This window comes from Oceanobacillus sp. AG (assembly GCF_009746545.1).
Classification (GTDB): Bacteria; Bacillota; Bacilli; order Bacillales; family Amphibacillaceae; genus Oceanobacillus; species Oceanobacillus indicireducens.
This window is the reverse complement of the sequence record NZ_WOWT01000004.1, coordinates 37,513-62,758: the sequence shown is the minus strand read 5'-3', so window position 1 is coordinate 62,758 and position 25,246 is coordinate 37,513. Positions and strand designations below refer to the sequence as shown.

Below are 25,246 nucleotides of genomic sequence, written 5' to 3'. Positions count from 1 at the left end.
TTCTCGTTATTATATTTTTTAATCTATATTTGTTAATGACACCCCATTGCCATCCGGCTCAACGGTGTAATTCCAACTATAATTACTAGTTTCCTCTTTACCGCTGCTATAAATTAACTTAATGGTTTCGTCTGTCGTTACAATCCATGAATCGCCGTCTTCTTCAATATTCGTTACGGTTGCATCGATGACTTCTTGCTTCATACCTTTTTCCACCAAGCGATTTACTAAATCTACTTGCATGCCATGGAGCGGGCTGTCATCTTTGATATAAGGACGAACTAGCTCATAATCATCCGCATTAATCGCTTCAACAAGACTGTATATATAATTTAAAGTGGTTTCCTCTATTTGTTCATCCATGTCTTTGCTTGCAGGTGCTGAAGCTGACTTGGTAGCCTTATGTAATTCTTGCGATCCTTCCAATGTTGCCGTAGCTTTAAAATCATTACTGCTAAATAGTCCATACGAACTCGCTTCATCGATCAGCCATTTTTCTTCATCCGAATCGAACTTCATTAGAAGTGTTACCGTGTCAATTCGTTCTTCTAAATCAGGCTGCGCATCACTATCGTAAGTGGATGCTGTAAAATGGAAGTTCGCGGGAATGGCAACTTCATTTTTTTCATAGAAAGTTAGTTCATCATAATTTATTTCAATTTTGTCTAATTGTCCAGTGAAATTTTTCCCGTACTCGATATTATAGGAAAAGTCGTCTTGGAAATTTTCTCTTACGTTTTCCGTGACAGCTGTAAAGATTGTGGCATCATTTGCTGCATGGGCTTCTACATATTCTTCCCCATACAATAAAATAACTTCTGATAAATTATCCATCAGTTCCTTGCTTACAGTGTTCAATGTAAGCTCGTAGTAATCTTCTTCAATCTTGATATCCTCTAATGTCACCTTACCCCATTCTGTTTCAATAATCGGAGTTGCAGTGACAGAGCCATCCAGATTCATCGGGCCAAGTGCGTCAATATTCATACTCTCATCGAAGGGAATTTGCTGTTCATTCACTTTAATGTACGCATTTTTAATCGGACTGTTATTCGAATTATATAAATGGAATGTTGTTGATTCTGCATCCAGTTGAACATCATGGTAAACCGTATCACTATAGCTGTCTCCGAGGATTATTACATCATCGGACTCAGCTTCCGTTAATTCCCCGCTGTAACTACTATGTATTTTATACTTCCCGGGTGCGAGTGGCCCGTAAACAATGTTTCGTTCATCGTTCTTTTTAGCAGGAAATGTTTCTTCATTAAATGTCGTTTCTATATCTTTAAAAGGCAGATCCAAGTCCGCATATTGTGGTACTAAAGAAAATTGATACTTGGGAAAAAGAAATAAATGCTTCCCGTTATTTATTAGTTTCATAAGGTCATTCTGATTCGTAAAATCCTCTAAATTTGTCGTTTCAATATTGATATAATGTGCCTCTTCTTTTGCTAAAGTAACAAGTGCTTCTGCCTCTGCCTGTGATATCGATTCACCTTGCATCATTGTCAAATCCTGAACTTTTCCATAATCTTCTTCAATGATTGCTGTGATGAATCGTTCTGCCGTTTTTTCTGGAGAGAAATATGATTTTCCCCACGTATAGCCGCCAATCATGAAAACTAATAGAGCAGCTGCTGCACCCATGATTATTTTTTGTTTCTTTGTATAATTTTTTGGCTGCTTTTTGGGAGGGATAACTGTATTTCCGTCCTGTTCTGAAGAGGCATGTAATTTATGCCCACAATTCTGACAAAAATTCAAGGATTCATCTATTGCTTCCCCGCATTCCGTACAGTACTTATCCATGTTTGATAGACCCCTTTATGTTAATTATTTCTTCAAAATCACCATCGTCAGATAACCATCTTAATTATTCACACTCTAGTATTTAAGAAATAAATTTTCTTCATCCATTCAATCATAAGTAGTATAGACTATTCTATTAAATTTGTTAAGCCTTTTCGTTATTTGATGAATATGAATAACTATATACTTTAGTAGATTCATATATAAATGTTTGCACTAGTATTAGATTAATAAAAACAATCATAATGATGACCGGTTCAATATCAGAAAGGAATGAAAAGAGTATATCCTTATACCCTTCGCAAAAGACCTAGTAATGTGTAGCATTATCTCGGTTAGGTAAATAATGCTTATAGATGATGAAGATGATGATTGGGAATTGGTAACAGTGGAAGTTATGCAATATGGTGATAAGTGGTATGTCTCGGGTGTGTACGGGTCAAACCATTATACATAAAAATTAATTTAGCTTTTATATAATAAAGTGGAAGACTTAGCCGTTTTGTATAAGGCCTAGTCGCTCTTATAGCCGAGTAGTGAAAGCGGGTATCAACTTACTCTCTTCGCCTAAGTTTCCTTTAATGAAGCTGGGACATAACTATTCTAATATGAATTAAATCCGAACAAAACTGCTAACTAGCTCCGGGAATATACGGAGACTCCAGCAGGAGGCCGGCTAAGTACGGTCACGTCCTGTGACCAACGCCGGTATTAGAACCTCCTGTTCGTCGGCCGGCATCGGGGAGACCCCGCAGGGCGGCAGCCCGAGGAGGCTCACCAGCCGCCTGCGGAAAGCGTAGTATATTCCCGGAGCGGTTGTTGATGCTCTTTCTTATCATTTGTTCGGATTTATAACCATACTAAGAAGTTATGTCCTAGCCTCGATTAAGTTCGCTCACGCAATGGGAGTCGCTGTTTCGGTTTTAATATAAAGATAAGGCTAAAAGCATGAGCAAAATAGTTACGATCCCCGTTATGAGCGGAAGTTGGTAATTTTGGGGAACAAGACGTGATAGCGGTCGCCGGTCTTTTTCAGTCACGTTACTAAATGTGTGCTGAAAACTATAAAAAATGATATCAAAGAAACGTCCTTTTATTACATAACCAGCCATCGCTATGAGGATTAGTGCAGTGCCAATAATAAAAGATACATTAATATAGGCTAATAGGTCCGCTCGTTTGTAAAAAATCATAGCAAGCAGTAACACAAGTAATTGAGTTATACTATTCCAAATCAAAATTTTCTTGAGCATGTAGGTTAACATCCTTTATAAAAAATGGATACGAGAACAAAGGCAAGCGCCCTTGCAGGTTAAAAACGCGATCATCTTCGCAACACCTGGGGCAGAGATCGTCCCACTAAAGGGCGTTTGTACTAGCACATCCAGTAGTCGCAGCAACGTACAAACTGTGTTTCTGGACGCAGAGCGGACGTGGCTAGTCCTGGATACCTAAGTTACCATAGCATTTTTATTTAATACTTTCTTATCTTTAAAAAAGTCTTGCCGAATTATAAATCTACTGGTATATTATATTATGAAAACGCATTCATGCAAGAATTAAACTGAAAGGTAGCATAAAAAACGATAATCAATTATAGTGGCTAACCCCAAAAACAGGGTTATTTAACTCCTCTTATCTGAACATCTTAAAGTTATGCCTGCAATATCAGCTTATCATTGGATAATTCTTTATGCCAATTTATTCCTGATCGGCTACGTATGCAATTGACTTGGAGATTACGAACCTGCATGAAAGCAATATACTAAAAAGTAAGGAGGAGACAGAAGTATAGGTGAAAGGTCTGGTTTTATAGAAGGGAAGCCATTGATTTCGTTCATACTATCTACATAGAAGGAGAGGGTTTTATAAGAATAATTGCTCAATTCCGATAAAGAACTTTGCAATAATTTGTAAAAAAAGTAATGTACAATTATTTAAATTGTAGTATAATATATCCTGAAACTATATAAAGAAAAGGGTGGGTTTACGAATGAAAAAGTCAAAATATTATCTTTTTATTGTACTAGCCTTGATGCTGGTACTCGCTCTTTCAGCTTGTAGCGGTTCTGACTCAGACTCAGATGCAGATTCAGGCTCAGAGCCGGATTCAAGCTCGGACACAAGTAGCGAGGAAACTGATGAAGGTTCAGATGGTGGAGAAGCCACAGGTGAGCAAGTGTTTAATATGATTGAAACAGCTGAGATTCCTACGGGTGACCCGTCACTTGCTACAGACGCAGCTAGCTTTATCGTGTTTGGGCAAACAATGGAAGGTCTTTATGTTTTAGATGAGAATGATACACCTGTCCCTGCGATTGCAGATGGCGAACCAGAAATAAGTGAAGATGGTAAGGTCTATACATTTAAATTACGGGAAGATGCTGAGTGGTCTAATGGTGACCCTGTCACTGCCAATGACTTTGTATATTCTTGGCAAAGAGCAGTAAATCCTGAGACTGGATCAGAGTATGCATATATGTTCTCCGGAATTATTGAAAATGCAACAGAAATTATGAATGGGGATAAAGATCCAGAAGAGTTAAAAGTCGAAGCTATTGATGATTACACGCTAGAAGTAACATTGGAACAACCTGTTGAATATTTGGATTCCCTATTGGCATTTGGAACATACTTACCTCTTAATGAAGCGTTTGTTGAGGAGCAAGGTGACAGCTTTGGAACAAATAGTGACACGATGCTTGCAAACGGACCATTCGTACTAACAGAGTGGGACGGAAGCGGTCTAACTTGGAAGTATGTGAGAAATGACCATTATTATGATAAAGAAAACGTTGCTTTAGATGAAGTTAACGTACAAGTTGTAAAAGAACCAAGTACAGCGGTCAATTTATTTGAAACAGGCGAAGCAGATCGTACAGCTGCTTTAAGCGCTGAATATGCACAACAATATCAAAATGATGAGAATGCTTCTACATTTGAAGAAGGTAGTTCTTGGTATTTGAAGTTCAACCAGGTACGTGATGGCGAAGAAACTCCATTAGCGAATGAGAATATTCGTAAAGCAATAGCAATGGCGTTTGACAAAGAAGCATATACAACAACAGTTTTAGCAAACGGTTCTGTTCCAAGTGATGGATATGTACCAAGAGGTTTGGCGAAAAATCCTGAAACTGGCGAAGATTTCCGTGAAGAAAGCGGCGACTTGATTGGATTTGACCTAGAAAAAGCACAAGAGTATTGGGAAAAAGGTTTAGAAGAGTTAGGAGTGGAAGAAATTACGCTTGATTATTTAAGTGATGATACAGAAAACGCTAAGAAAACAAGTGAATATTTCCAGAGCCAACTCGAAACAAATCTAGAAGGTTTGAAACTTGAGTTAAGAAACGTACCATTTAAAGTGCGTCTGCAAGATACGACCAATCAGGACTATGACATTGTCATGCATGGTTGGGGACCAGACTACTTAGACCCAATGACATTCCTTGATCTATACGTTACAGATGGAACGAACAACAATACTGGTTATTCAAATGAAGAATATGATCAATTAATTGAAGACGCGAAAGTGAAATATGCGAATGACCCTGAAAAACGTTGGGAAGCAATGTTAGAAGCTGAAAAGCTATTGATTCAAGAGGATACTGTAGTTGCTCCAATCTATCAAAGAGGACGACTTGTTCTTATTAAACCAAATGTAAAAGGTTTTGAAGAGCATTTATTCGGACCGGACTATACATTGAAGAACGTGTATATGGAAAACTAATTTTGCTATCAAGTGAACAGCAACGGTTAAAGGAAAAGAGAGTATTCCGTAAAGATACTCTCTTTTCCTCATGTATGCACCTTTTTTATTAGAAAATTTCTATTTATTAGCATATAGGAGGAAACACCAATGGCGAAGTATCTCATAAAGCGTATAATTTATTTGGTTATTACGCTGTTTATTATAGCTTCATTAACATTCTTTTTAATGAAGTTCTTGCCTGGTAGCCCATTCCAAAATGAAGAAAAGCTCACGGAAGATCAGCGAGTAATCTTAGATGAGAAGTATGGGCTAGATAAGCCGATTCCTGTGCAATACGCCAATTATATGATGAATGTTGTGAAGGGTGACTTAGGTGTGTCGTTTCAGTTCGACAATCAACCCGTGACAAAACTTTTAAAGAATCGTATGGGGCCATCCTTACAGCTTGGTTTTCAGGCGATGTTTATTGGAACCATTATTGGTATATTACTTGGCGTTTTAGCTGCTATGTTTCAAAATACATGGATTGATTATGGCAGTACATTTTTAGCAGTCTTAGGGAAATCAATTCCCTCTTTCGTATTTGCAGCACTCTTGCAGTATGTAATCGGAGTTAAGCTCGGATGGCTGCCTGTTGCATCCTGGAATGGATTTGCTTCGTCAATTATGCCAACGATTGCTCTGGCGATATTCCCTATTGCAACCGCGGCCCGTTTTATGAGAACAGAGCTGATTGAGGTCTTTAGCTCGGATTATATTACTCTCGCAAAAGCAAAAGGGAACTCAAGAATGGAAGTATCCTTCAAACATGCTATCCGCAACGGATTAATTCCTCTTGTAACCGTACTTGGACCTATGGCTGTAGGATTGATGACGGGGTCGATGGTCGTAGAACAGATATTTGCGATTCCGGGAATCGGAGAACAGTTTGTAAAATCAATTATGACAAATGATTTTCCAATTATCATGGGAACAACCATCTTTTTTGCCTTCTTGTTGACAGTGATTATTTTAATCGTGGACATATTATATGGAATTATTGATCCAAGGATTCGTTTACAAGGAGGGGATAAATCATGATGAATGTTCCGGAAAAAATTGAAAAACATCGATTTGATCCCGCTCCAAAGGATCATTCTGATTTAGAAAAGATTGAGAAACCACAACTTTCATTCGGTAAAGATGCATGGCTACGGGTCCGGAAAAATAAAGCAGCAATTGTTAGTGCAGTCTTATTATTGCTTATAGTTGTGATGGCAATTATTGGACCGTCCCTTTCAAAATTTGACCCCTATGCGCAAAACGTTGCCCATGGGAATCTTCCTCCTCGTGTGCCTGTTTTAGAGGATATTGGGATATTTGATGGCAGTCAAAAAATCGGCGGTGTAGAAACAAATAAATATGAAGAACTTGGTATAGAAGAGTATTATTGGTTTGGAACGGACAGTCTGGGACGTGACCTGTTCTCCCGTGTCTGGGTAGGAACAAGGGTGTCACTTTATATTGCCCTTTTAGCGGCAGTAATTGACATGGTAATTGGTGTTGTCTACGGATTAATCTCCGGTTTCAAAGGCGGCAGAGTTGATAACGTGATGCAACGTATCCTGGAGGTAATATCTGGTATTCCTAACCTAATTGTCGTCATATTAATGCTTTTAATCTTAAAGCCAGGTATTATGTCGATTACAATAGCTTTGGTTATCACCGGCTGGATAGGTATGGCAAGGGTTGTAAGGGGACAAGTGCTTAAGTTGAGGAATCAGGAGTATATACTTGCCTCAAGGACACTCGGAGCAAGTAACTTCAGATTATTATTCAAACATTTACTACCCAATTTATCCGGGGTTATTATCATTAATACCATGTTCACGATTCCTAGTGCCATCTTTTTTGAAGCCTTCCTAAGCTTTATCGGAATTGGTTTACAAGCACCAGAGGCATCTCTTGGTACACTAATTGAGGATGGATATAAAACATTTCAGTTCTTACCTCATTTAATGGTTATTCCGTGTATTGTTATTTGTATTATCTTAATAGCTTGTAATTTAATGGGAGATGGACTTCGTGACGCGTTTGATCCAAAAATGCGTGATTAATAAATGAGGTGAAACGACATGAAAAAGATATTGGAAGTTTCAGATCTGCATATTTCTTTCCATACATTCGCAGGGGAAGTGCAGGCCATCCGTGGCGTGAACTTTGATCTTTTTGAAGGAGAAACACTTGCTATAGTTGGAGAGTCTGGATCTGGAAAATCGGTAACAACGAAGTCGATCATGCGATTGTTACCACCTGACAACTCGGAAATAAAAAAAGGGAAAATTCTTTTTAAAGATACAGATATTGCTCAAGCAACGGAAAAACAGATGCAAAAAATTCGTGGAAAAGATATTTCAATGATCTTTCAGGATCCCATGACCTCGTTAAATCCAACGATGACAATTGGAAAGCAGATTATGGAACCACTTTTAAAGCATCAAAAGTTGAGTAAAGACAAGGCAAGGGAACGGGCTTTGAAACTGCTTGATCTTGTAGGTATTCCAAAACCGGAAATTCGTATTAAACAATACCCGCACCAATTCTCAGGTGGAATGAGACAGCGTGTTGTAATTGCGATTGCACTTGCTTGTGCTCCGAAAGTGTTGATTGCGGATGAGCCAACAACGGCCTTAGATGTTACCATTCAGGCGCAGATATTAGATTTAATGAAAGAATTGCAAAAACAAATCGAAACATCGATTATTTTTATCACACATGATTTAGGTGTTGTTGCTAATGTTGCTGATCGTGTAGCTGTCATGTACGGGGGTAAGATTGTAGAAATTGGCACCGTAGATGAGATATTTTATAATCCACAACATCCTTATACATGGGGGTTAATAAGTTCCATGCCAAGCTTGGATTCAGGAGATGAGGAGTTATTTGTAATTCCTGGTACACCACCAGATTTACTGCATCCGCCAAAGGGAGATGCGTTTGCTCCAAGAAATCCATATGCTATGAAAATAGACTTGGAGGAAGAACCGCCAATGTTTCAAGTTTCGGATACCCATTTTGCTGCTACCTGGTTGCTTCATCCCGATGCACCTAAAGTAGACCCTCCAGCAGCAGTCAAAGAAAGAAAGGCTATATACCAAGCGAAACAAGCGGCTTCTTTAAAGGGGGGACAGTGAAGTGGCGGAATCAGAAAAGTTGTTAGAAGTTAAAAATCTTAAGCGACACTTTAACGTTGGCAAACCAAGTGAAGTCAGAGCAGTGGACGATGTCACTTTTGATATATATAAAGGAGAAACATTAGGACTTGTTGGCGAATCAGGATGTGGCAAATCAACTACTGGAAGGACCATTATCCGTTTGTATGACGCAACAGACGGTGAAGTGCTTTATAGAGGCAAAAATGTACATGGGAAAAAGTCAAATTCGGAAATGAAGGAATTCAACCGTAAAATGCAGATGATTTTCCAGGATCCTTACGCCTCATTAAATCCAAGGATGAAGGTATCAGACCTGATCGCTGAGGGGATTGATATCCATCGTCTAGCCAAATCGCCTAAAGAGCGTATGGAAAAAGTTCATTCGCTTTTGGAAACAGTTGGTTTAAATCGAGAACACGCGAACCGTTTCCCGCATGAGTTCTCCGGGGGACAAAGGCAAAGAATAGGTATTGCGCGGGCATTAGCAGTGGAACCGGAATTTATTATCGCGGATGAACCCATTTCGGCTTTGGATGTATCAATCCAAGCCCAGGTAGTTAACTTACTCAAAAAACTACAAAGGGAAAAAGGACTAACTTATTTATTCATTGCCCACGATTTATCGATGGTGAAATATATTAGTGATCGAATCGGTGTGATGTATTTTGGTAAATTAGTCGAACTTGCGCCTGCCGAGGATTTATACCGCAATCCGATGCATCCATATACACAGTCATTACTTTCCGCAATCCCGTTACCGGATCCGGACTATGAACGCACCCGTAAACGGCAATCATACAATCCTGCAATTCATCAGTACGCTGAAGGTGAAGAAGTGACCATGCGAGAGGTTGCTCCAGGACACTTTGTCAATTGTTCGGAAAAAGAATTTGAACAGATCCAGAAAGACTATAAAATTTAATAAGCTTTGAGCGTGGTATCCACTATGATCCGTGCCACATTTTAGTAAACTTGATTGTTAGCTAGATTCCTCGAAGTTTATTCGCTAAACATAAAATACCTCCATCAATAGGATGATGGAGGTATTTTATGTTTAAGCAGATTCTATATCTAACTGCATGTAGAATAATAAATGGGGATTTCACTTCATCTATTATCTACTTTCTCCGGATACATATCATGCTTAAACATTCGTTCTCTTGCCATTTCTTCATATATCGTATTGGGCTTTCCGTAATTGCAATACGGATCAATGGAGAGTCCTCCGCGTGGGGTGAATTTTGCCCAGACTTCGATATACTTCGGATCTAATAATTTAATCAAGTCTTTCATGATTATATTTGCACAGTCTTCATGGAATCCTGGTTGGTTCCTGAAACTGACCATATACAGTTTCAGTGATTTGCTTTCCACCATCTTAACATCAGGCATATACGAAAGGTAAATCGTGGCATAATCCGGCTGTCCTGTCATCGGACAAAGGCTTGTAAATTCAGGGATATTGAATTTAACGAAATAATCATTTTCTCTATGTTGATTTTCAAATGTTTCCAAAATGTCGGGATTGTATTTGTAATTGTATTCCGTATTTTGATTTCCTAGTAATGTTAAATCGTTTGTGTCACTTTTTCGCATGCTTTATCCTCCTCTAATTTCCTATCCGTAATATTCGGTTCATACAGATCCATTTTTATAACGACTTTCCTAATTCCACCAGCAACTACTAATTGCATCACAACCTTGGCAACCCATTGACCTAATATGGCATAGGGCACTAGATTCCACGGAACGAATTCCAGTCCAAGCGGTCCAATACCGATAATGACAAAGATTGCTGAATCCAAAAATCCTGCAACGATACCTGAATACATGACCCTTTTTACAAATGGTAATTTAAACCGTGTATAAATTTCGGTGTCGGCTGTCTCGGAAATAATGAAGCTTAATGTACTTGCAAAAACGACCCATAATGGATCCCCTATTAAATAGCTTGAAAGAGCTGAGAGTAACAGGGCTAGCCCAATGAGCAGATAGGTCCGTAATCTGCCGAATCTATTTTGCACCATATCTCTCATGACAAGGGTTAATCCGATCAGCAAGGTACCATACGGGATGATGAGTGGACCTAGTTCCAAGGGAGCGAATCTTGCAGTAATGACATTGGCTAAAATGATAGATAATAGGTAGATAGCTATTCGAATCATACTACATGTCGCCCTTGTAGATAGGTTTCTAACCCATCATTTCTTAGTTTACAAGCAGGGCATTCACCACAACCATCCCCGATAATCCCGTTATAGCATGTCAACGTGTTTTCCCTAATATACGCTAGGCGATCCATCCGATCTGCCATTTTCCAAACCTCTGATTTATCTTTCCACATGAGAGGGGTGATTAATTTAAAAGGAAAATCCATTGCAAGATTTAACGACGTGTTGAGTGATTGAATAAAAACATTTCGACAATCCGGATATCCGCTGGACTCTGTTTCACTGACCCCGGTGATAATATTTTTTATGCCCATTGATTTTGCATAAATGGCAGCAAATGAAAGGAAGATATGATTTCTTCCTTCTACATATGTATTTGGTATTGTTCCTTCTTCTATTTCCATATCTTTTCTCGTTAAGGAATTTTCAGTTAATTGATTCAGTAGATCCATCTGAATAATTTTCTGATTGACACCGAGATCCTTTGCTATTTTCTTCGCGCATTCGACCTCCGATTCATGTCTTTGCCCATACAAAAAAGTGACGGTTTCCACTTGATCGAATTCTTCCAATGTCCATAACAAGCATGTGGTCGAATCCTGTCCGCCACTAAATACAACCATTGCCTTTTCCATTGTACATTCCTCCATAGTTTTTATTTAAGAGGGGATGGTTTCGAACCCTCTATGAGTAGTTAGAACGAGATATCCATTATTGTTGGTCTTCCTATTCTAACCGTTTCCTTTATAGGATGGATAATAAAGTAACCAAATTTTTATATTCACCATTATAAGGAAAGAAAAGTGGAAACGCAATAGTAGTAAAAAATTGTATGGAGTTGTGTTAATTCTGGCGTTGGGTGTACTGAATTATCGAGGACGCTGTCGTAAGTTAAATTTCTAACTCAAACCTTCTGCGTCTGCCCCGAACCCTAGCATTCTCTTTTCGTTTTTTCAGTATGGATAACCATCTCGCAGTTATCCGTACTGGTTATATAATTAAGGATTGTTCAGTAAACCCTTCCTAAAACATTAAATCCTATTCCTTTAAAAGCTTATAAATACAACACTGTCCACTACTACTATTTGTTAGTAATTGTGATCTCCGTTACAGTCAAATTATCACGCGGTTCAACATTGTTCATAATAATTTCTGCTACGTCGTCCGGATTCATTAAGTGTTTTGTTTCTTCTTCCGTATAAATCCCATCCCAAAATTCAGTTTTCATGCCTCCCATGTATGCAGCATAAACATGAATATTCGTATTTTTTAATTCGGCTACTAGGCTCTCTGTAAATCCTCGTACTCCAAATTTGCTAGCACAGTATACCGATTCGTTTATTTTACCAGTCTTTCCTGCTGTTGAGACAACGTTAATAATTCTTCCTTGGTTCCTTGCTTTCATCTCTTTTAGGGCTTCTTGCGTACAAAAGATGGTTCCTTTCAAATTAATATCAATCATTTGGTTTATATGGGTTTCTTCGATATTTTCAGCGAGATCAAATACACCTAGCCCAGCATTATTTATTAACAGATCTATGGTACCGACTTCACGCTTAATGGAATTAAAGACATTTACTACCTCTGTTTTAGAGGAAACGTCAAGCTCGTAAATTGTATAATCTGATACGAGTGACTCTGAAACCTTAAGAAGCTTCTGTTTCGTGCGTCCTAATAAAACAACATGAAACCCTAATTTCGAATATTTTATTGCTAAAGAGGCACCTAGTCCGCTTCCTGCACCTGTTATGATCACATTCTTTTTCCTCATCTTTACATTCATTCTCCTTTGTGAATAAAGTATTTTAAGTAATATACGTTTGTTTTTAATCGCTAGCCTATGTCAAAATAGAATAATGTGTAACCCTTTACACATATATGATAAAATACTTCTAATTTGATTTCAACTCTCTAATGTAATTGTTTATAATTATTTATTTCCAGTTGAACATGGAATGATTCAAATTTAAAATAAGTATCTGCTCGTAATATCATCATATCGTATTGCAATAATGTTTTATAACAATATATAGCTTATAATAGAGATTAAACTATGATCCTATCTTACTTAGTCTTTACATAGGATCTAAATAGGTGGGGGTTTGTATGGTTACGATAAAAGAAGTGGCAGAAGAAGCAGGGGTTTCGGTTGCAACTGTTTCCCGGGTAATCAATCAAAATGGTTATGTTAGTGAAGAAACTTTGGAAAAAGTAAAAAGTGTAATTGACAAATTAAATTATAAGCCGAATTCAATAGCTAGATCACTTTATCATAAAACTTCAAATATGATTGGTCTCATTATTCCTGACATAACTAACCCTTTTTTTCCAGAATTGGCAAGGGCAGTTGAAGATGTTGCAATGATGTATGGATTTAAAGTTGTACTTTGCAACTCAGATCAAAACCCAGAAAAAGAAATGAAATATCTCGATTTGTTTAAGGAAAAATATGTTGATGGCATTATCTTTACTACACAATCACAAGAATCAACGGTTTATTCAGATTTAAATGTCCCTATAGTTGCTTTGGACCGTATTGGAGATACGACGATCCCTTCCGTTGTTTCAAATAACTATAAAGGTGCTAAGAAAGCTACTGAGCTATTGTTGCAAAAAGGTGTAAAAAATATTGCTCATATTAGAGGTCCAAAAAATATCGCACCTTCAGAAGCACGTTATCACGGTTTTATCGATGCCGTGGAAGGAAAAGGAGTTAATTATACGATAAGTGAAGCTGAATTTCAGCTGAAAGATGCGGAAAGAAAAGCCGAGCAATTCTTTGAAACTCACACAGGTATAGATGGAATTTTTTGTAGTAATGATACAATTGCAGCTGGGTTTTTGAAAGTAGCTTTAAAAAAAGGAATTAAAGTACCCGAAGACCTTCAAATTGTTGGATTCGATGGATCGTTTTTTGGCGAATTTATTTATCCAGAATTAACGACTGTATCCCAGCCTATATATGATATGGGAGCAGTAGCTACTCGATTATTAATAAAAATAATTCAGGGCAATCAACCGGAAAAGTTACTATATGAAATGCCAACGACAATTATAGAGAGAGGTACGACCAGATAGTAATGGAGGAGATTGTATGAAGAAACCAGTGGTTTCAGTAGTTGGAAGTATAAATATGGACTTAGTGGTGAGTGCCTCCAAGCGTCCCACAGCCGGTGAAACAATCTTAGGGAATGACTTCCATATTATTCCAGGCGGGAAAGGGGCGAATCAAGCTGTTGCCATTTCGCGTCTTGGAGCTGAAGTTCATATGATTGGAAGAGTTGGAGAAGATACGTTTGGTGCCAATTTAATAGAATTTCTAGAGAAGGAAAGTATATTCTTAGGTGGAGTAGAAACATTACCTGATATATCTTCAGGAGTAGCAGTTGTTACTTTAGCAGATCAAGACAATGATATTATTGTCGTACAAGGAGCCAATAAATATGTAACACCTGATTATATAAGAAAGTTCGAAAAGCAAATTGCGGAAAGTGACGTTGTGCTTGCCCAACTAGAGATTCCTATTGGATCAGTAGACGAGGCTGCAAGGCTTTGTCATAAGTATGGAACTACATTTATCTTAGATCCAGCTCCTGCCCAAGAACTTCCTTCTTCATTAGTAGAATATGCGGATTATATTACACCTAATCAATCAGAGCTTTCTCAGTTAACGTCAGAAGGAATGATGAGTTTAAAACAATACCCACAAAAACTGATTGTTACAGAGGGGAAAAGTGGAGTTATGTATTTTGATGGAAATGATATTATTAAAATAGCTAGTTACCCTGTTAAAGCAGTAGATACTACGGGTGCCGGTGATACGTTTAACGGAGCATTCGGTTATGCTATCAGTCAAAAATACGATATACAAACTGCTTGTGAATTTGCAAATGCAGCAGCAGCTTTATCTGTTACGAAGCTGGGAGCTCAAGGTGGAATGCCAACGATGGATGAGGTTAAAGAATTTCTTTATAAAAATGGAAAAGGAGATATTGTAATTGCTTGAAATAATTAAAAGAGAGAAGTACTAAAAGTGTGGTATCTAAATTATTCTATTTACATAGCATTTTGTATGTAAAAAAGCTAGAGTCAATGAAAGTTTTTCATTGACTCTAGCTTTTGAATTTATTTTCCCTTTAAGCACCAACTACTATCTCTTCGGGGCCAGTTTACGATAAAGGCATAAAGTATACCAATTAGAAGCAACGATGCGGGAATGTTAAGGGAGGGGGGAACGAGAGTCCCCGACATTCCCCCATGTAACTTAATTAGTTTTCGTTTGAGCTAAATTCATAATCGTCATATCATCCATCGGCGGATTATGAAGGCCGGCACGAACATCGCGGTAATAGCGTTGTAATGGATTATTCTCTGACAGACTTCGGGCACCGACAATACGCATCGCTAGATCCACTACATGAATTGCCTTGTTGACAACGGATAATTTTACGGCGCCAAGCTCTGGCCCCATTGTTTGCCTCATGCTTTCATCTGCTCCGTCCCATTTTCTAGCTACAGAGAAAAGGAAGTGTTTTGATTCTAATATCGCTAATTCCATTTCTCCCATCTTCTGTTTGACGTTTGGCAAGTCGGAAATCGTTCCAGATATGCTGTTAGGTGAATAGGTTCTTGCAAATTGATTAGCATAATCCTGAGCAGCGCGGGCGATACCGAGATAACAGGCTGGAATATGAAGCAGCCAGCCCGTTGCCTTTCTCTTTCCACCTGTGAGCTCTTCCACGAGATCATCCTTTTCTACCTGCACATTTTCGAGGACGAGGTCGTGACTGCCTGTCCCTCTCATAGCAATGGAATCCCAGGTTTCATCAATGCTTACTCCTTTAATATCATGTTTAATTAAAAAGTTACCTATTTTCTCCGTCCCATCAATTGAGGCACTTACTACAAAATAATCAAGAATTGGAGCGAGGGTCGTGAATGTTTTTCTGCCATTAATTACCCACCCTCGTTCGGTTTTCTTGGCATACGTTTCCGGCTTTCCTCCACGTGTCGGACTGCCAGTGGCCGGTTCGGATGCTGCATTATTCAGCAAGGAACCAGCTGCAACCACGTCTTTTGCTACGCTTGCAAACTTATCCTTATCCCAGATATTATTTTCGCCAAGATGTTTCATGATTCCCATATGCCAGCCAATGGAAAGGGCTGTTGACCCGTCTGCTTTACCGATAATCGCTTGCAGGTAAAGCATTTCACTGAGAGAAATCTCGCCACCACCATACTTTTTAGGTAATGTAAGAGCTGGATAACCGATACTTTTTAGTGCGTTGAAGTTTTCATAAGGAAAAGTGCCTTTCTTATCATACTGTGCAGCTCGTTCTGTAAAGGGAGCAACTGTTTTCTTGAGTAAATCAGCACGTTCCTCCATCGTTTGTAGCTCTGTGATTTTCATTCCATATCCCTCCGTTAGTTTGAGTAACCTTCCGTAAGTTGTAATCCTATTAATTTACTTGGTTTTATACAATTTATTATGTCATTAGGAGGTAGAAAGTTCAATAAATAGGTGGATTGGTCTCCCGTGATGGTAAGCAAAGTATGCCATTGACACGTTATATTTACTTAGGATGCTAACACGAATTCGTGGTGAATGTGAATTCGTGTATTAACTATATATTTAACTAACAAAATCAACACATACATAAACTGAAACTTCATTCAGTGAAAGAAAAACAAAAACTCCGACTGAATGAAGTTTCAGTTTATAAGAAGGTACATGGATACCTTTGCCTAATCGTTTACTTATTCAACACACTTCCCTTTTCATAAGCAAGTGGTGTTACTTCCTTCTTGTTTCGGATTCTTCTTATATCTAGTCGTATCCATAAGGAGAGTGCTAAGGCGATGACGAATAATAAACTAAAAATCATCATGGTCAGATCGTAACTATTGGTGGAATCATAAATCAGGGACAAGAGAAGCGGTCCAGCTAAACCAGCCATTGCCCAGGCAGTCAAGATGTAACCGTGTATAGCGCCCAGCTGCTTTGTACCGAATAAATCTCCAATATACGCTGGAATCGAAGCGAATCCTCCACCATAACACGAAAGAATTGCAAACAATAAAACTTGGAAAACGATTGGGTTGCTTGCAAAAGGTAATACAAAGAATGCAGCAACTTGAATAACAAAAAATACGGTGTATACATTTGGGCGTCCAATATAATCACTTAACGAGGCCCAGCCCAGTCGACCGGCGCCATTAAACACACCCATGATACCGACCATCGTAGCTGCAGCAATCGCGGTCATCCCTGTGATCTCCTGTGCCATTGGAGATGCAACTGCAAGAATCGCAATGCCACATGTAATATTGATAAATAACATGAACCAAAGAAACCAGAAACGTCGTGTTTTAATTGCTTCATTTGCTGTTAACTGAGATAGATCGGGTTTGATCTTTTGGTTACTAGATTTCTTTTCCTCAAATCCTTTTGGTACCCAATCTTTTGGTGGCGGCGCTAAATAAAGGGAGGAAAGGTTCATGACAGTAAAGTATATTACTCCTAATATAAAGAAGGTGGCGGGAATATTGATTGCGTCAATTAACGCTGCAGCAAGAGGACCGGAAATCATTGCCGCAAATCCAAATCCCATAATAGCCAGTCCAGTAGCAAGCCCCCTGCGATCCGGGAACCATTTCACAAGTGTAGAAACCGGTGCGATGTAACCAATTCCGAGCCCAATCCCACCAATAACACCATAGAATAAGTATAATAATAGTAAGGATTCTGTTAATGTAGCAAGTCCCGAACCAGCGACTCCAACGCTGAAAAATAAGGCAGAAAGCATCCCGGATTTTTTAGGACCATGCTTCTCTACAAATCTACCCATAAAAGCGGCGGACATTCCTAAAAAGAAAATTGCGATACTGAATGCTGTAGATACCTGCGCCGTGTCCCATCCGTACTGCTCGACCATAGGATTTGTAAACACACTCCATGCATAAGCAGAACCAATGGAAAGATGAATACCTAAGGCTGAAGCAGCAATTAACCATCTGTTTTTAACTTTTCCCATCTAACATCCTCCTTTTTTAATATATGGAAAATTCTTGGTTGATATAATATTCTCTATCTATTAATCTAAAATATACACCAATTTGTAAGCGATTTCAATTCCGGATTTTATTTTATTTTTGTCTGTCCACAGCTGAATAATGATAGACCTTTCTGTAATAATTAATGGTGAATTCTATGATGAAGAAGTTAAACTCGGATTTTTAGTTGGAAAGGAGGTCGGCAAGCCTGTTTTATTCCGAGCAAGGTTTTACAGTAAAGAAATGGATTAGGTCTTCAAGACTGCATTTTACGGTAGTGATTGGCAATAAAAGTTAAATCCTCAATGAATAATGAGCGTAAATTCGGGCGGCGTCTGACAGCTAATGGATGATAAGCCACCGCTGTCTTAAACCCATGTATTTCATGCATGAAGCCGCGCAGTGATTTTACATCTACATCGGGATCTTGGAAAAAAGATTGGACTGCAACATTTCCTAAACAGAGAATAAAATCTGGCTGTTTAAGTTGAAGCTGTTGAGTCAAGTGCATCATGCAGACTTGTCGGACTAGCTCTTTATCATAAGCACGTACCGGCCTTCTTTTTAAAATGTATGTAATATACAATTCCTCCATTTCTAGTCCAACCTCTTTGGCACCCTGCTGAAGTGTCTGCCTTGTGCCACAAACAAATGCATTACCTTCACGATCTTCACGTGCACCAGGATTATCAAGAATAACCATAATAGGTGCATTTGGATGTCCTTCACCCCACACCATACGTGAGCCTTGTAGGTATAACCCGCATTCCTTGCACTCTCTAACGTCTTTTGGGACCGGTTCCTCAGGCCACGGCATCGGACAAAAATCAGACAAAGAATTCGCCTCCTTTTGCTTGCAAAATGTATACATCTTAATCTGCCCAAATATCCTCAGTTCATAACTTCCCCTGTAGATATTCATTGCTTCTTCATCACCTATTAGTCTAAACTCTTACATAGGAGTAGATAAACTATGAATGAAAGACAAAAAGAACTTCTAAAAATACTTTTAACTGAATATCAAGTCCCGCTCCTTATCCAAGAACTTGCCTCGCGACTAGATTGTTCAGAGAAGACAGTGCGAAATGATTTAAAACAAATTGATTTATATTTAGTCGAGGTGTCAAATGGCAGTATCGAGCGAAAGCCAGGTGTTGGTGTTACGCTTGAAATGGATGAAACGGAACGTATAGAAGTATTGCACTTGCTTTTATCAACGTCTCCTTTTCAAGGTAAGGGAGAGCGAATTATAGAAATTGCTTTTCAATTACTTACAAGTAATAATCCGGTTACAATCCAAGCCTTTGTAAATAAATATTATGTGGCAAAGACTGTGATTAAGAAAGAATTGGACAACATACAGCATTGGTTAGCGTCTTTTGACCTGGAATTGATTTCTAAACCAGGGCTTGGGCACATGATTAAGGGGACAGAATTGCAGAAACGCCAAGCATTATCACGGCTGCCGCTACTAGTTTCAACGGCCGATCGAAAATACGTCCTTGATTTATTTTTGCCCCATGAGATTACGACAATTAAGAAAGCGTTGCGTGATCTGCGGCTGAACTATCGTTTATCTTTTACAGATGAAGCAATGGAGAGTCTCCTTGTACATGCTCTCATTATGCTAAAGCGTACGAGACAAAAATCGCCTGTGCTTGTTAATGAAAAAGAAAAAGTACACGTTTTTGGTCAGGAAGAGTATCGCTATGCTGTCTCTTTTTTTGAACAACTGGAAGCCGTATTTCGAATTTCTTTTCCTGAAGATGAACGTGTTTATTTTACTTGGCATCTTATAAGCAGTAAGGTGACTGAAGACGGTCTAAATGATAAATTAAGTTCCGATTCCTTTTTACTGGAAGTAGTATCTAATCTAATTAGGAAGCTAAGCAAACTAACATTGTTTCCATTTAAAAAAGATGCGGTACTAGAAAAAGGATTAGTTGTGCATATGCATTCTGTGATTAATCGCATCCGATATGGTTTTCCCATTACGAACCCAATGTTACTTGAAATTAAAAAGATGTACCCGTACATGTTTAGCATGATTATTTTGGCATTGGGAGAGATAAGGCAAACATATAATCTTGATATTAAAGAGGATGAGGCTGCATATCTCGTTTTACATTTCCAAGCCTCTATAGAAAGAATGGAAGGATTCGAAAATGAACGTAGGAAAACTTTAATTGTTTGTCATATGGGTGTAGGGATGTCCCATTTACTTGAGGCTAAAATTGCTCAAAATTATAAGGGAATTGAAATTGTCGCTTGTATAAGTAGAGCAGAGATAGATCAAGTTTTAAAGACAAAAGAAGTAGATTTTATTATTTCTACCGTTCCACTAGAAAAAGTGGAGGTACCCTTTATTGTTATTTCTCCTTTGCTGGAGACAAAAGATAAGGAAAAGCTTAGTCAGTTTTTGGATGAGCTAGATCATAAGGTTGAAAAAAGTAGCGGTTCTTTAATTCAAAGCTTCATCTCTAAAGATTTGTTCTTCCTCGAAGTGGACAGGGAACATCGTTATGAAGTAGTTGAGTTACTCGGAAATGCACTGATTCAAAAAGGATATGTAAAGGAAAACTTTACTCATAGCGCACTACTTAGAGAAAGAAAATCTGCAACCTCAATTGGCGGAGGTATTGCTATACCACACGCTGATCCTGTTCTTATAAAAAAATCGGCGATCGCAGTAGCTGTTTTGAAGGATCCGATTGAATGGGGAAATGAATTTGTCTCTGTTGTCTTCATGCTTGCAATAGCAAATGCCGATCAAAAAATAACTAGGGAAGTTATCGGACAAATTGCAGCAATCAGCGAGGAACCGTTAATAGGGAAGGAACTAGCAAATGTGCAAAACATGCAAACATTTATAGACGTTTTAGAGAAGAGAGTAGGTTATTAAGCCTGCTTTCTTTTTTATGTATGGTAAGGTCTAATTGATCATTTATTACCACTAGTTCCGGTAAAAATAAAAACTTATTCATGGACAAGCTAGAGTTATAATAAGTTTAGAACGCAATTACTTTTCAAGGAGGATACATGATGAAAGTATTAGCTGTGACAGCTTGTCCAGTTGGAATTGCTCATACGTACATGGCTGCAGAAAATTTACAAAAAGCAGGCGAAGAAATGGGTATTGACATAAAAGTGGAGACGCAAGGATCAATTGGTGTAGAGAATCCATTAACGGAACAAGATATCGAAGAAGCAGATGCAATTATTATTGCTGCTGATAAAGAGGTATCAAAGGAACGTTTTGTAGGGAAGAAACTGATTGTGACAGGTGTACAGGATGGAATTCGTAAACCAAAGGAATTGATTGAACAAATCCAAAGTGGTGATGTAGCTATTTATCGTCCTGCATTAAGAGATGCAGAAAATATTAAGAACGAACGTAAGAAAAAGGAAAATCCTATTTATAAACATCTAATGAATGGTGTTTCCTATATGGTGCCATTTATTGTTGTCGGTGGTTTATTGATTGCGATTGCATTGACACTTGGTGGAGAGCAAACTCCAGGTGGAATCGTGATACCGGAAGATTCGATCTGGAAACAAATTGAATCTCTTGGCAGTACAGCATTTATGTTTATGGTTCCGATATTAGCTGGATTCATTGCTGTAAGTATTGCTGATAGACCGGGCCTTGTACCAGGTATGATTGGTGGTTATATTGCTGCTAACGGAAGTTTTTACGGTAGTGAAGCTGGCGCAGGTTTTATCGGTGGGATTATTGCTGGTTTTCTAGCTGGTTATGTTGCATTAGCTATTAAGAAAATTAAAGTACCAAAAGCTGTTCAACCTGTTATGCCGATCATATTTATTCCAATTATTGCATCCTTTATTGTTGGATTATTATTTATCTTTGTTATCGGTGCACCAGTTGCACAAATCTTTGAGGCGTTAACGGTATGGCTTGCAGGTATGGAAGGATCAAGCTCGATTTTATTGGCACTTATTCTTGGTGCGATGATTGCGATAGATATGGGTGGACCATTCAATAAAGTTGCTTTCTTATTTGGATCTGCCATGATAGCAGAAGGTAACTATGAAATTATGGGACCAATTGCTGTTGCTATTTGTATCCCACCAATTGGAATGGGACTAGCAACGATGATGAATAAGAAAAAATATCTAGATAATGAAAAAGAAGCTGGAAAAGCCTCTTTTACGATGGGCCTTTTTGGCATTACAGAAGGTGCGATACCATTCGCAGCACAAGATCCACTTCGTGTAATACCAAGTATTGTTGTTGGTTCTATGGTTGGATCCGTTATTGCGATGATTGGTAATGTAGGTGATCGGGTTGCCCATGGTGGACCAATCGTAGCTGTGTTAGGTGCGGTAGATAATGTAGCGATGTTCTTTATTGCATCCATTATTGGAGTTATTGTAACGGCATTTATGGTTAACTTCTTGAAGAAAGACGTGGTTGACGAGTCAACTCTTGCAGTGGCAGGTGGAGGTACGATCGGTGATTTAAATGAGGAAGTTCAAGAAGATGCTGAATCCGAGGAAGTTGAAATAGAAGAAATCAATAAACTAACCTCTATTACGAATGTTGATTTAATTGAAACGGATTTAGCTGGTGAAACTCGTGATGATGTTATCGATGAGCTTATTGGAAAGTTTGATGCATCCGGAATTTTAAATTCGAAAGAGGTTTTTAGACAAGCAATTTTAAATCGTGAAAGTCAAAGCACAACAGGACTCGGTATGAATATCGCAATTCCGCACGGCAAGTCAAACACAGTGAAACGCCCTGCGGTTGCATTTGGTATTAAGCGAGACGGTGTTGACTGGCAAAGTTTAGACGGAACGAAGGCGAAGCTCATCTTTATGATTGCAGTACCAGAGGAAAGTGCTGGAGACACTCATTTAAAGATTTTACAAATGTTATCCCGTAAATTGATGGACGAAGAGTTTAGAGAGCAGCTTTTGAATGTGCGCAGTTCAGAAGAAGCTTATGAGCTGTTAGATACGATAAGCTAGTTTGAGGGGCTATCTACTAAAATGACAGAAGGGAACCTTGTGTTTTCTTCTGTTCCTCTTATGATAGAATGACACTGTACATAAAAGAAAAATTAGATTAATGGAGGTCACTATGTATAACGAACCTATTTTTCTACAACCTGTATTTCAAGAAAGAATCTGGGGTGGACAAAAACTAAATACACAATTTAATTATGACATTCCTTATGAACACACTGGTGAGGCTTGGGTTGTCTCTGCTCATCCTAATGGTCCAAGCATTATAGAGAATGGTCCATTAAAGGGAAAGACTTTAGCAGATGCTTGGATGTCGCATGGTGAATTATTTAATAGGCGTAAAGACTATGAGGGTGATTATCCTTTATTAGTAAAAATTTTAGATGCAGCTGATAATCTGTCCGTGCAAGTACACCCGAATGATCAATTTGCACAAGAAGTAGAAGACGTACCATATGGAAAGACAGAGTGCTGGTATGTTTTAAGTGCAGAAGAGGGTGCGGAGCTTGTGTTAGGACATCATGCAACGACACAAGAAGAACTTGAAGATATGATCAATCGTGGTGAATGGGATCAATTGTTACGCCGTGTCAGTGTAAAGGCCGGAGATTTTGTATATGTTCCAAGTGGTACGATTCATGCAATTGGAAAAGGTATTGTAATCTTGGAAATACAACAAAGTTCAGACATTACGTATCGAGTATATGATTATAACCGAACAGATGTAGCGGGGAATAAGCGTGAACTGCATTTAGAACGTGCAAAACAAGTAACAACAGTTCCACATCAAGATGCAGAGGTAGAACAAACGGAAAATGTGGTAGGCGATTTAACAGTTAAGAAATTGGTGGAAGAGAAGTATTTTTCTGTGTATCACTGGGAGTTAAACGGTAATGCTTCACTTACAATGGATAAGGACTTTTTACAGGTTAGTGTCATTGCAGGTCAAGGAAAGCTAACAGTGAATGGTCAAGATTATAAAATAGAGAAGGGGAATCACTTTGTAATCCCGCATAGTGTTGAAACTTATGAGCTTTCCGGTGAAGCGGAGTTGGTTGTTTCTCATACTTAAATGGAATAAGCCTTATTACATAGAACAGTAATAAGGATGTATGAACAGAAACCAACTGATAGTTCATGAAAATCACCCTACAAAAAAGGTTCCGTCACAAATGATCGGAGCCTTTTTTCGATACTCATGACTGTTTATGGGCTATGTCTCAGTTTTTCCCATTCACTCCAACAAAGCCAGTGCAATAGCACCTTTAATCCCCTGTTCATCATTTAATGTAGGTGCTACAATCATTTCATCCAAATTTTCAAGCTGCATGTATGTATTCGACAATGCCATTACTTTTTTACGAATAAGTGGATATAGCTGCTCCTGTTTCATTACGCCACCACCAATGATTACTTTTTCAGGAGAAAGAATAAGAAGATAATTAATGATAGCTTGTGCTAAATAGTCTGCTGTCATTTCCCATGCAACATGATCTGTTCCTAATAAATCTCCTTTTTTACCAAAGCGCTTTTCAATCGCTGGGCCTGAAGCTAAACCTTCTAAACAGGTACCATGGTAAGGACAGTTTCCTTCAAAATTATCATCTTTTCTTTGCTGAATAAAGATGTGTCCCATCTCGGGATGATTTTTGCCAATATAAGTTTGGCCGTCTTTCACAAATCCGGCTCCAATACCTGTGCCTACAGTGATATAAAGGACACTAGCAGCATTTTTTGCAGCACCATATTTGAATTCTCCTAATGCTGCAGCATTGACATCCGTATCTAACGTTATTGGTATATTATAATCTAGTTTTAGCTGATCTAATAGACGGTACTGCTTCCATTCTAGCTTCGGTGTGTTTAAAATCCTGCCAAATGTTTTACTTTTTTTATTCAAGTCAACAGGGCCAAAACTTCCTACGCCTAGTGCTTGGATATTATAATTGTTGAAGAATTGCTTTGCTTCACCCAGTGTATTTACAGGGTCTTCTGTAGGGAATGTTACCTTGTCTAAAATATTTCCTGATTCATCTCCAACAGCACATACAAATTTGGTACCACCTGCTTCAATCCCACCTATAAGCATGTTTCTCATCTCCTAAGTACTAGTTTTCTTACTCAATATAAAATAACATGAAAGCGCATAAAGAAAAAGAATAACTTAGGTGAGAAGTGTTTTAAAGAAACTACCAAGAAGAATCTTTATGATTTGACTTGGAGGCATTGCACAAGCAAAAAACTAAAACAGATTGTTATTATGCGGAGTCTGTTATAAATTTACGAGAAGTGAAAAAGTAGTGAGAGCGTTTAATAAC

At 38.4% G+C, this 25,246-nt stretch carries 20 protein-coding genes; 10 read left to right on the top strand and 10 right to left on the bottom strand.

Annotation, left to right across the window (positions count from 1 at the left end):
- Positions 1 to 18 precede the first annotated feature (18 nt).
- The gene (locus GN217_RS02975; protein ID WP_156855132.1) at positions 19 to 1,812 is read right to left on the bottom strand and encodes a TcaA NTF2-like domain-containing protein; all 1,794 of its coding nucleotides are present in this window, start codon (positions 1,810 to 1,812) and stop codon (positions 19 to 21) included.
- Positions 1,813 to 2,735: 923 nt separating this feature from the next.
- Positions 2,736 to 3,065, bottom strand: coding sequence for a DUF3899 domain-containing protein (locus GN217_RS02970; RefSeq protein ID WP_198042571.1), 330 nt, complete (start codon positions 3,063 to 3,065; stop codon positions 2,736 to 2,738).
- A gap of 740 nt (positions 3,066 to 3,805) precedes the next feature.
- Here GN217_RS02970 and GN217_RS02965 point away from each other — a divergent pair.
- From GN217_RS02965 to GN217_RS02945, 5 genes are all read left to right on the top strand, one after another.
- Positions 3,806 to 5,539 (top strand): peptide ABC transporter substrate-binding protein, encoded by a 1,734-nt coding sequence (locus GN217_RS02965; protein WP_156855128.1) that lies wholly within the window; start codon positions 3,806 to 3,808, stop codon positions 5,537 to 5,539.
- Between the two features lie 129 nt (positions 5,540 to 5,668).
- Entirely contained in the window at positions 5,669 to 6,601 is a 933-nt protein-coding gene (gene opp3b / locus GN217_RS02960) for an oligopeptide ABC transporter permease (protein ID WP_156855126.1), read from the top strand.
- Complete coding sequence (opp3C, locus tag GN217_RS02955; protein WP_156855124.1) at positions 6,598 to 7,617, top strand: oligopeptide ABC transporter permease; 1,020 nt, start codon at positions 6,598 to 6,600, stop codon at positions 7,615 to 7,617. The genes opp3b and opp3C overlap by 4 nt, the downstream gene beginning before the upstream one ends.
- 18 nt (positions 7,618 to 7,635) lie before the next feature.
- Entirely contained in the window at positions 7,636 to 8,694 is a 1,059-nt protein-coding gene (locus GN217_RS02950) for an ABC transporter ATP-binding protein (protein WP_156855122.1), read from the top strand.
- 1 nt (position 8,695) lies between these two features.
- Positions 8,696 to 9,637, top strand: a complete 942-nt coding sequence (locus tag GN217_RS02945) for an ABC transporter ATP-binding protein (RefSeq protein ID WP_156855120.1) — start codon at positions 8,696 to 8,698, stop codon at positions 9,635 to 9,637.
- A 185-nt stretch (positions 9,638 to 9,822) separates the two neighbouring features.
- On the opposite strand, the gene queF is transcribed toward GN217_RS02945, so the two are convergent.
- The 4 genes from queF to GN217_RS02925 all read right to left on the bottom strand — a co-directional run bounded on the left by queF (position 9,823) and on the right by GN217_RS02925 (position 12,657).
- Complete coding sequence (gene queF, locus GN217_RS02940; RefSeq protein WP_156855118.1) at positions 9,823 to 10,311, bottom strand: preQ(1) synthase; 489 nt, start codon at positions 10,309 to 10,311, stop codon at positions 9,823 to 9,825.
- Positions 10,284 to 10,877: a VUT family protein gene (locus GN217_RS02935; RefSeq protein WP_156855250.1), complete on the bottom strand. Its 594-nt coding sequence runs from the start codon at positions 10,875 to 10,877 to the stop codon at positions 10,284 to 10,286. The genes queF and GN217_RS02935 overlap by 28 nt, the downstream gene beginning before the upstream one ends.
- Positions 10,877 to 11,536 carry a 7-cyano-7-deazaguanine synthase QueC gene (queC, locus tag GN217_RS02930; protein ID WP_255454341.1) on the bottom strand — a complete coding sequence of 220 codons (660 nt, stop codon included), beginning with the start codon at positions 11,534 to 11,536 and terminating at the stop codon, positions 10,877 to 10,879. The genes GN217_RS02935 and queC overlap by 1 nt, the downstream gene beginning before the upstream one ends.
- 431 nt (positions 11,537 to 11,967) lie before the next feature.
- Positions 11,968 to 12,657, bottom strand: coding sequence for an SDR family oxidoreductase (locus tag GN217_RS02925; protein WP_156855114.1), 690 nt, complete (start codon positions 12,655 to 12,657; stop codon positions 11,968 to 11,970).
- 335 nt (positions 12,658 to 12,992) lie between these two features.
- Between GN217_RS02925 and GN217_RS02920 the strand changes: the two genes are divergently transcribed.
- Positions 12,993 to 13,964, top strand: a complete 972-nt coding sequence (locus GN217_RS02920) for a LacI family DNA-binding transcriptional regulator (protein WP_156855112.1) — start codon at positions 12,993 to 12,995, stop codon at positions 13,962 to 13,964.
- Between the two features lie 16 nt (positions 13,965 to 13,980).
- Positions 13,981 to 14,892, top strand: a complete 912-nt coding sequence (gene rbsK, locus GN217_RS02915) for a ribokinase (protein ID WP_156855110.1) — start codon at positions 13,981 to 13,983, stop codon at positions 14,890 to 14,892.
- A 258-nt stretch (positions 14,893 to 15,150) separates the two neighbouring features.
- On the opposite strand, the gene GN217_RS02910 is transcribed toward rbsK, so the two are convergent.
- From GN217_RS02910 to GN217_RS02900, 3 genes are all read right to left on the bottom strand, one after another.
- On the bottom strand, positions 15,151 to 16,296 hold the full coding sequence (locus tag GN217_RS02910; RefSeq protein ID WP_156855108.1) for an acyl-CoA dehydrogenase family protein: 1,146 nt from the start codon (positions 16,294 to 16,296) through the stop codon (positions 15,151 to 15,153).
- A 343-nt stretch (positions 16,297 to 16,639) separates the two neighbouring features.
- Positions 16,640 to 17,920: an L-lactate MFS transporter gene (locus GN217_RS02905; RefSeq protein WP_156855106.1), complete on the bottom strand. Its 1,281-nt coding sequence runs from the start codon at positions 17,918 to 17,920 to the stop codon at positions 16,640 to 16,642.
- A gap of 275 nt (positions 17,921 to 18,195) precedes the next feature.
- Positions 18,196 to 18,774, bottom strand: a complete 579-nt coding sequence (locus GN217_RS02900; protein ID WP_156855249.1) for a uracil-DNA glycosylase — start codon at positions 18,772 to 18,774, stop codon at positions 18,196 to 18,198.
- A gap of 138 nt (positions 18,775 to 18,912) precedes the next feature.
- Between GN217_RS02900 and GN217_RS02895 the strand changes: the two genes are divergently transcribed.
- The 3 genes from GN217_RS02895 to manA all read left to right on the top strand — a co-directional run bounded on the left by GN217_RS02895 (position 18,913) and on the right by manA (position 24,000).
- A complete protein-coding gene (locus GN217_RS02895; RefSeq protein ID WP_156855104.1) occupies positions 18,913 to 20,841 on the top strand; it encodes a BglG family transcription antiterminator in 1,929 nt (642 codons plus the stop codon).
- Between the two features lie 140 nt (positions 20,842 to 20,981).
- Positions 20,982 to 22,931 carry a PTS fructose transporter subunit IIABC gene (locus GN217_RS02890; RefSeq protein ID WP_156855248.1) on the top strand — a complete coding sequence of 650 codons (1,950 nt, stop codon included), beginning with the start codon at positions 20,982 to 20,984 and terminating at the stop codon, positions 22,929 to 22,931.
- A 112-nt stretch (positions 22,932 to 23,043) separates the two neighbouring features.
- On the top strand, positions 23,044 to 24,000 hold the full coding sequence (manA, locus tag GN217_RS02885; RefSeq protein WP_156855102.1) for a mannose-6-phosphate isomerase, class I: 957 nt from the start codon (positions 23,044 to 23,046) through the stop codon (positions 23,998 to 24,000).
- Positions 24,001 to 24,162: 162 nt separating this feature from the next.
- Here the strand turns inward: manA and GN217_RS02880 are convergent, their stop codons facing one another.
- The gene (locus GN217_RS02880) at positions 24,163 to 25,017 is read right to left on the bottom strand and encodes an ROK family protein (protein ID WP_198042570.1); all 855 of its coding nucleotides are present in this window, start codon (positions 25,015 to 25,017) and stop codon (positions 24,163 to 24,165) included.
- Positions 25,018 to 25,246 lie beyond the last annotated feature (229 nt).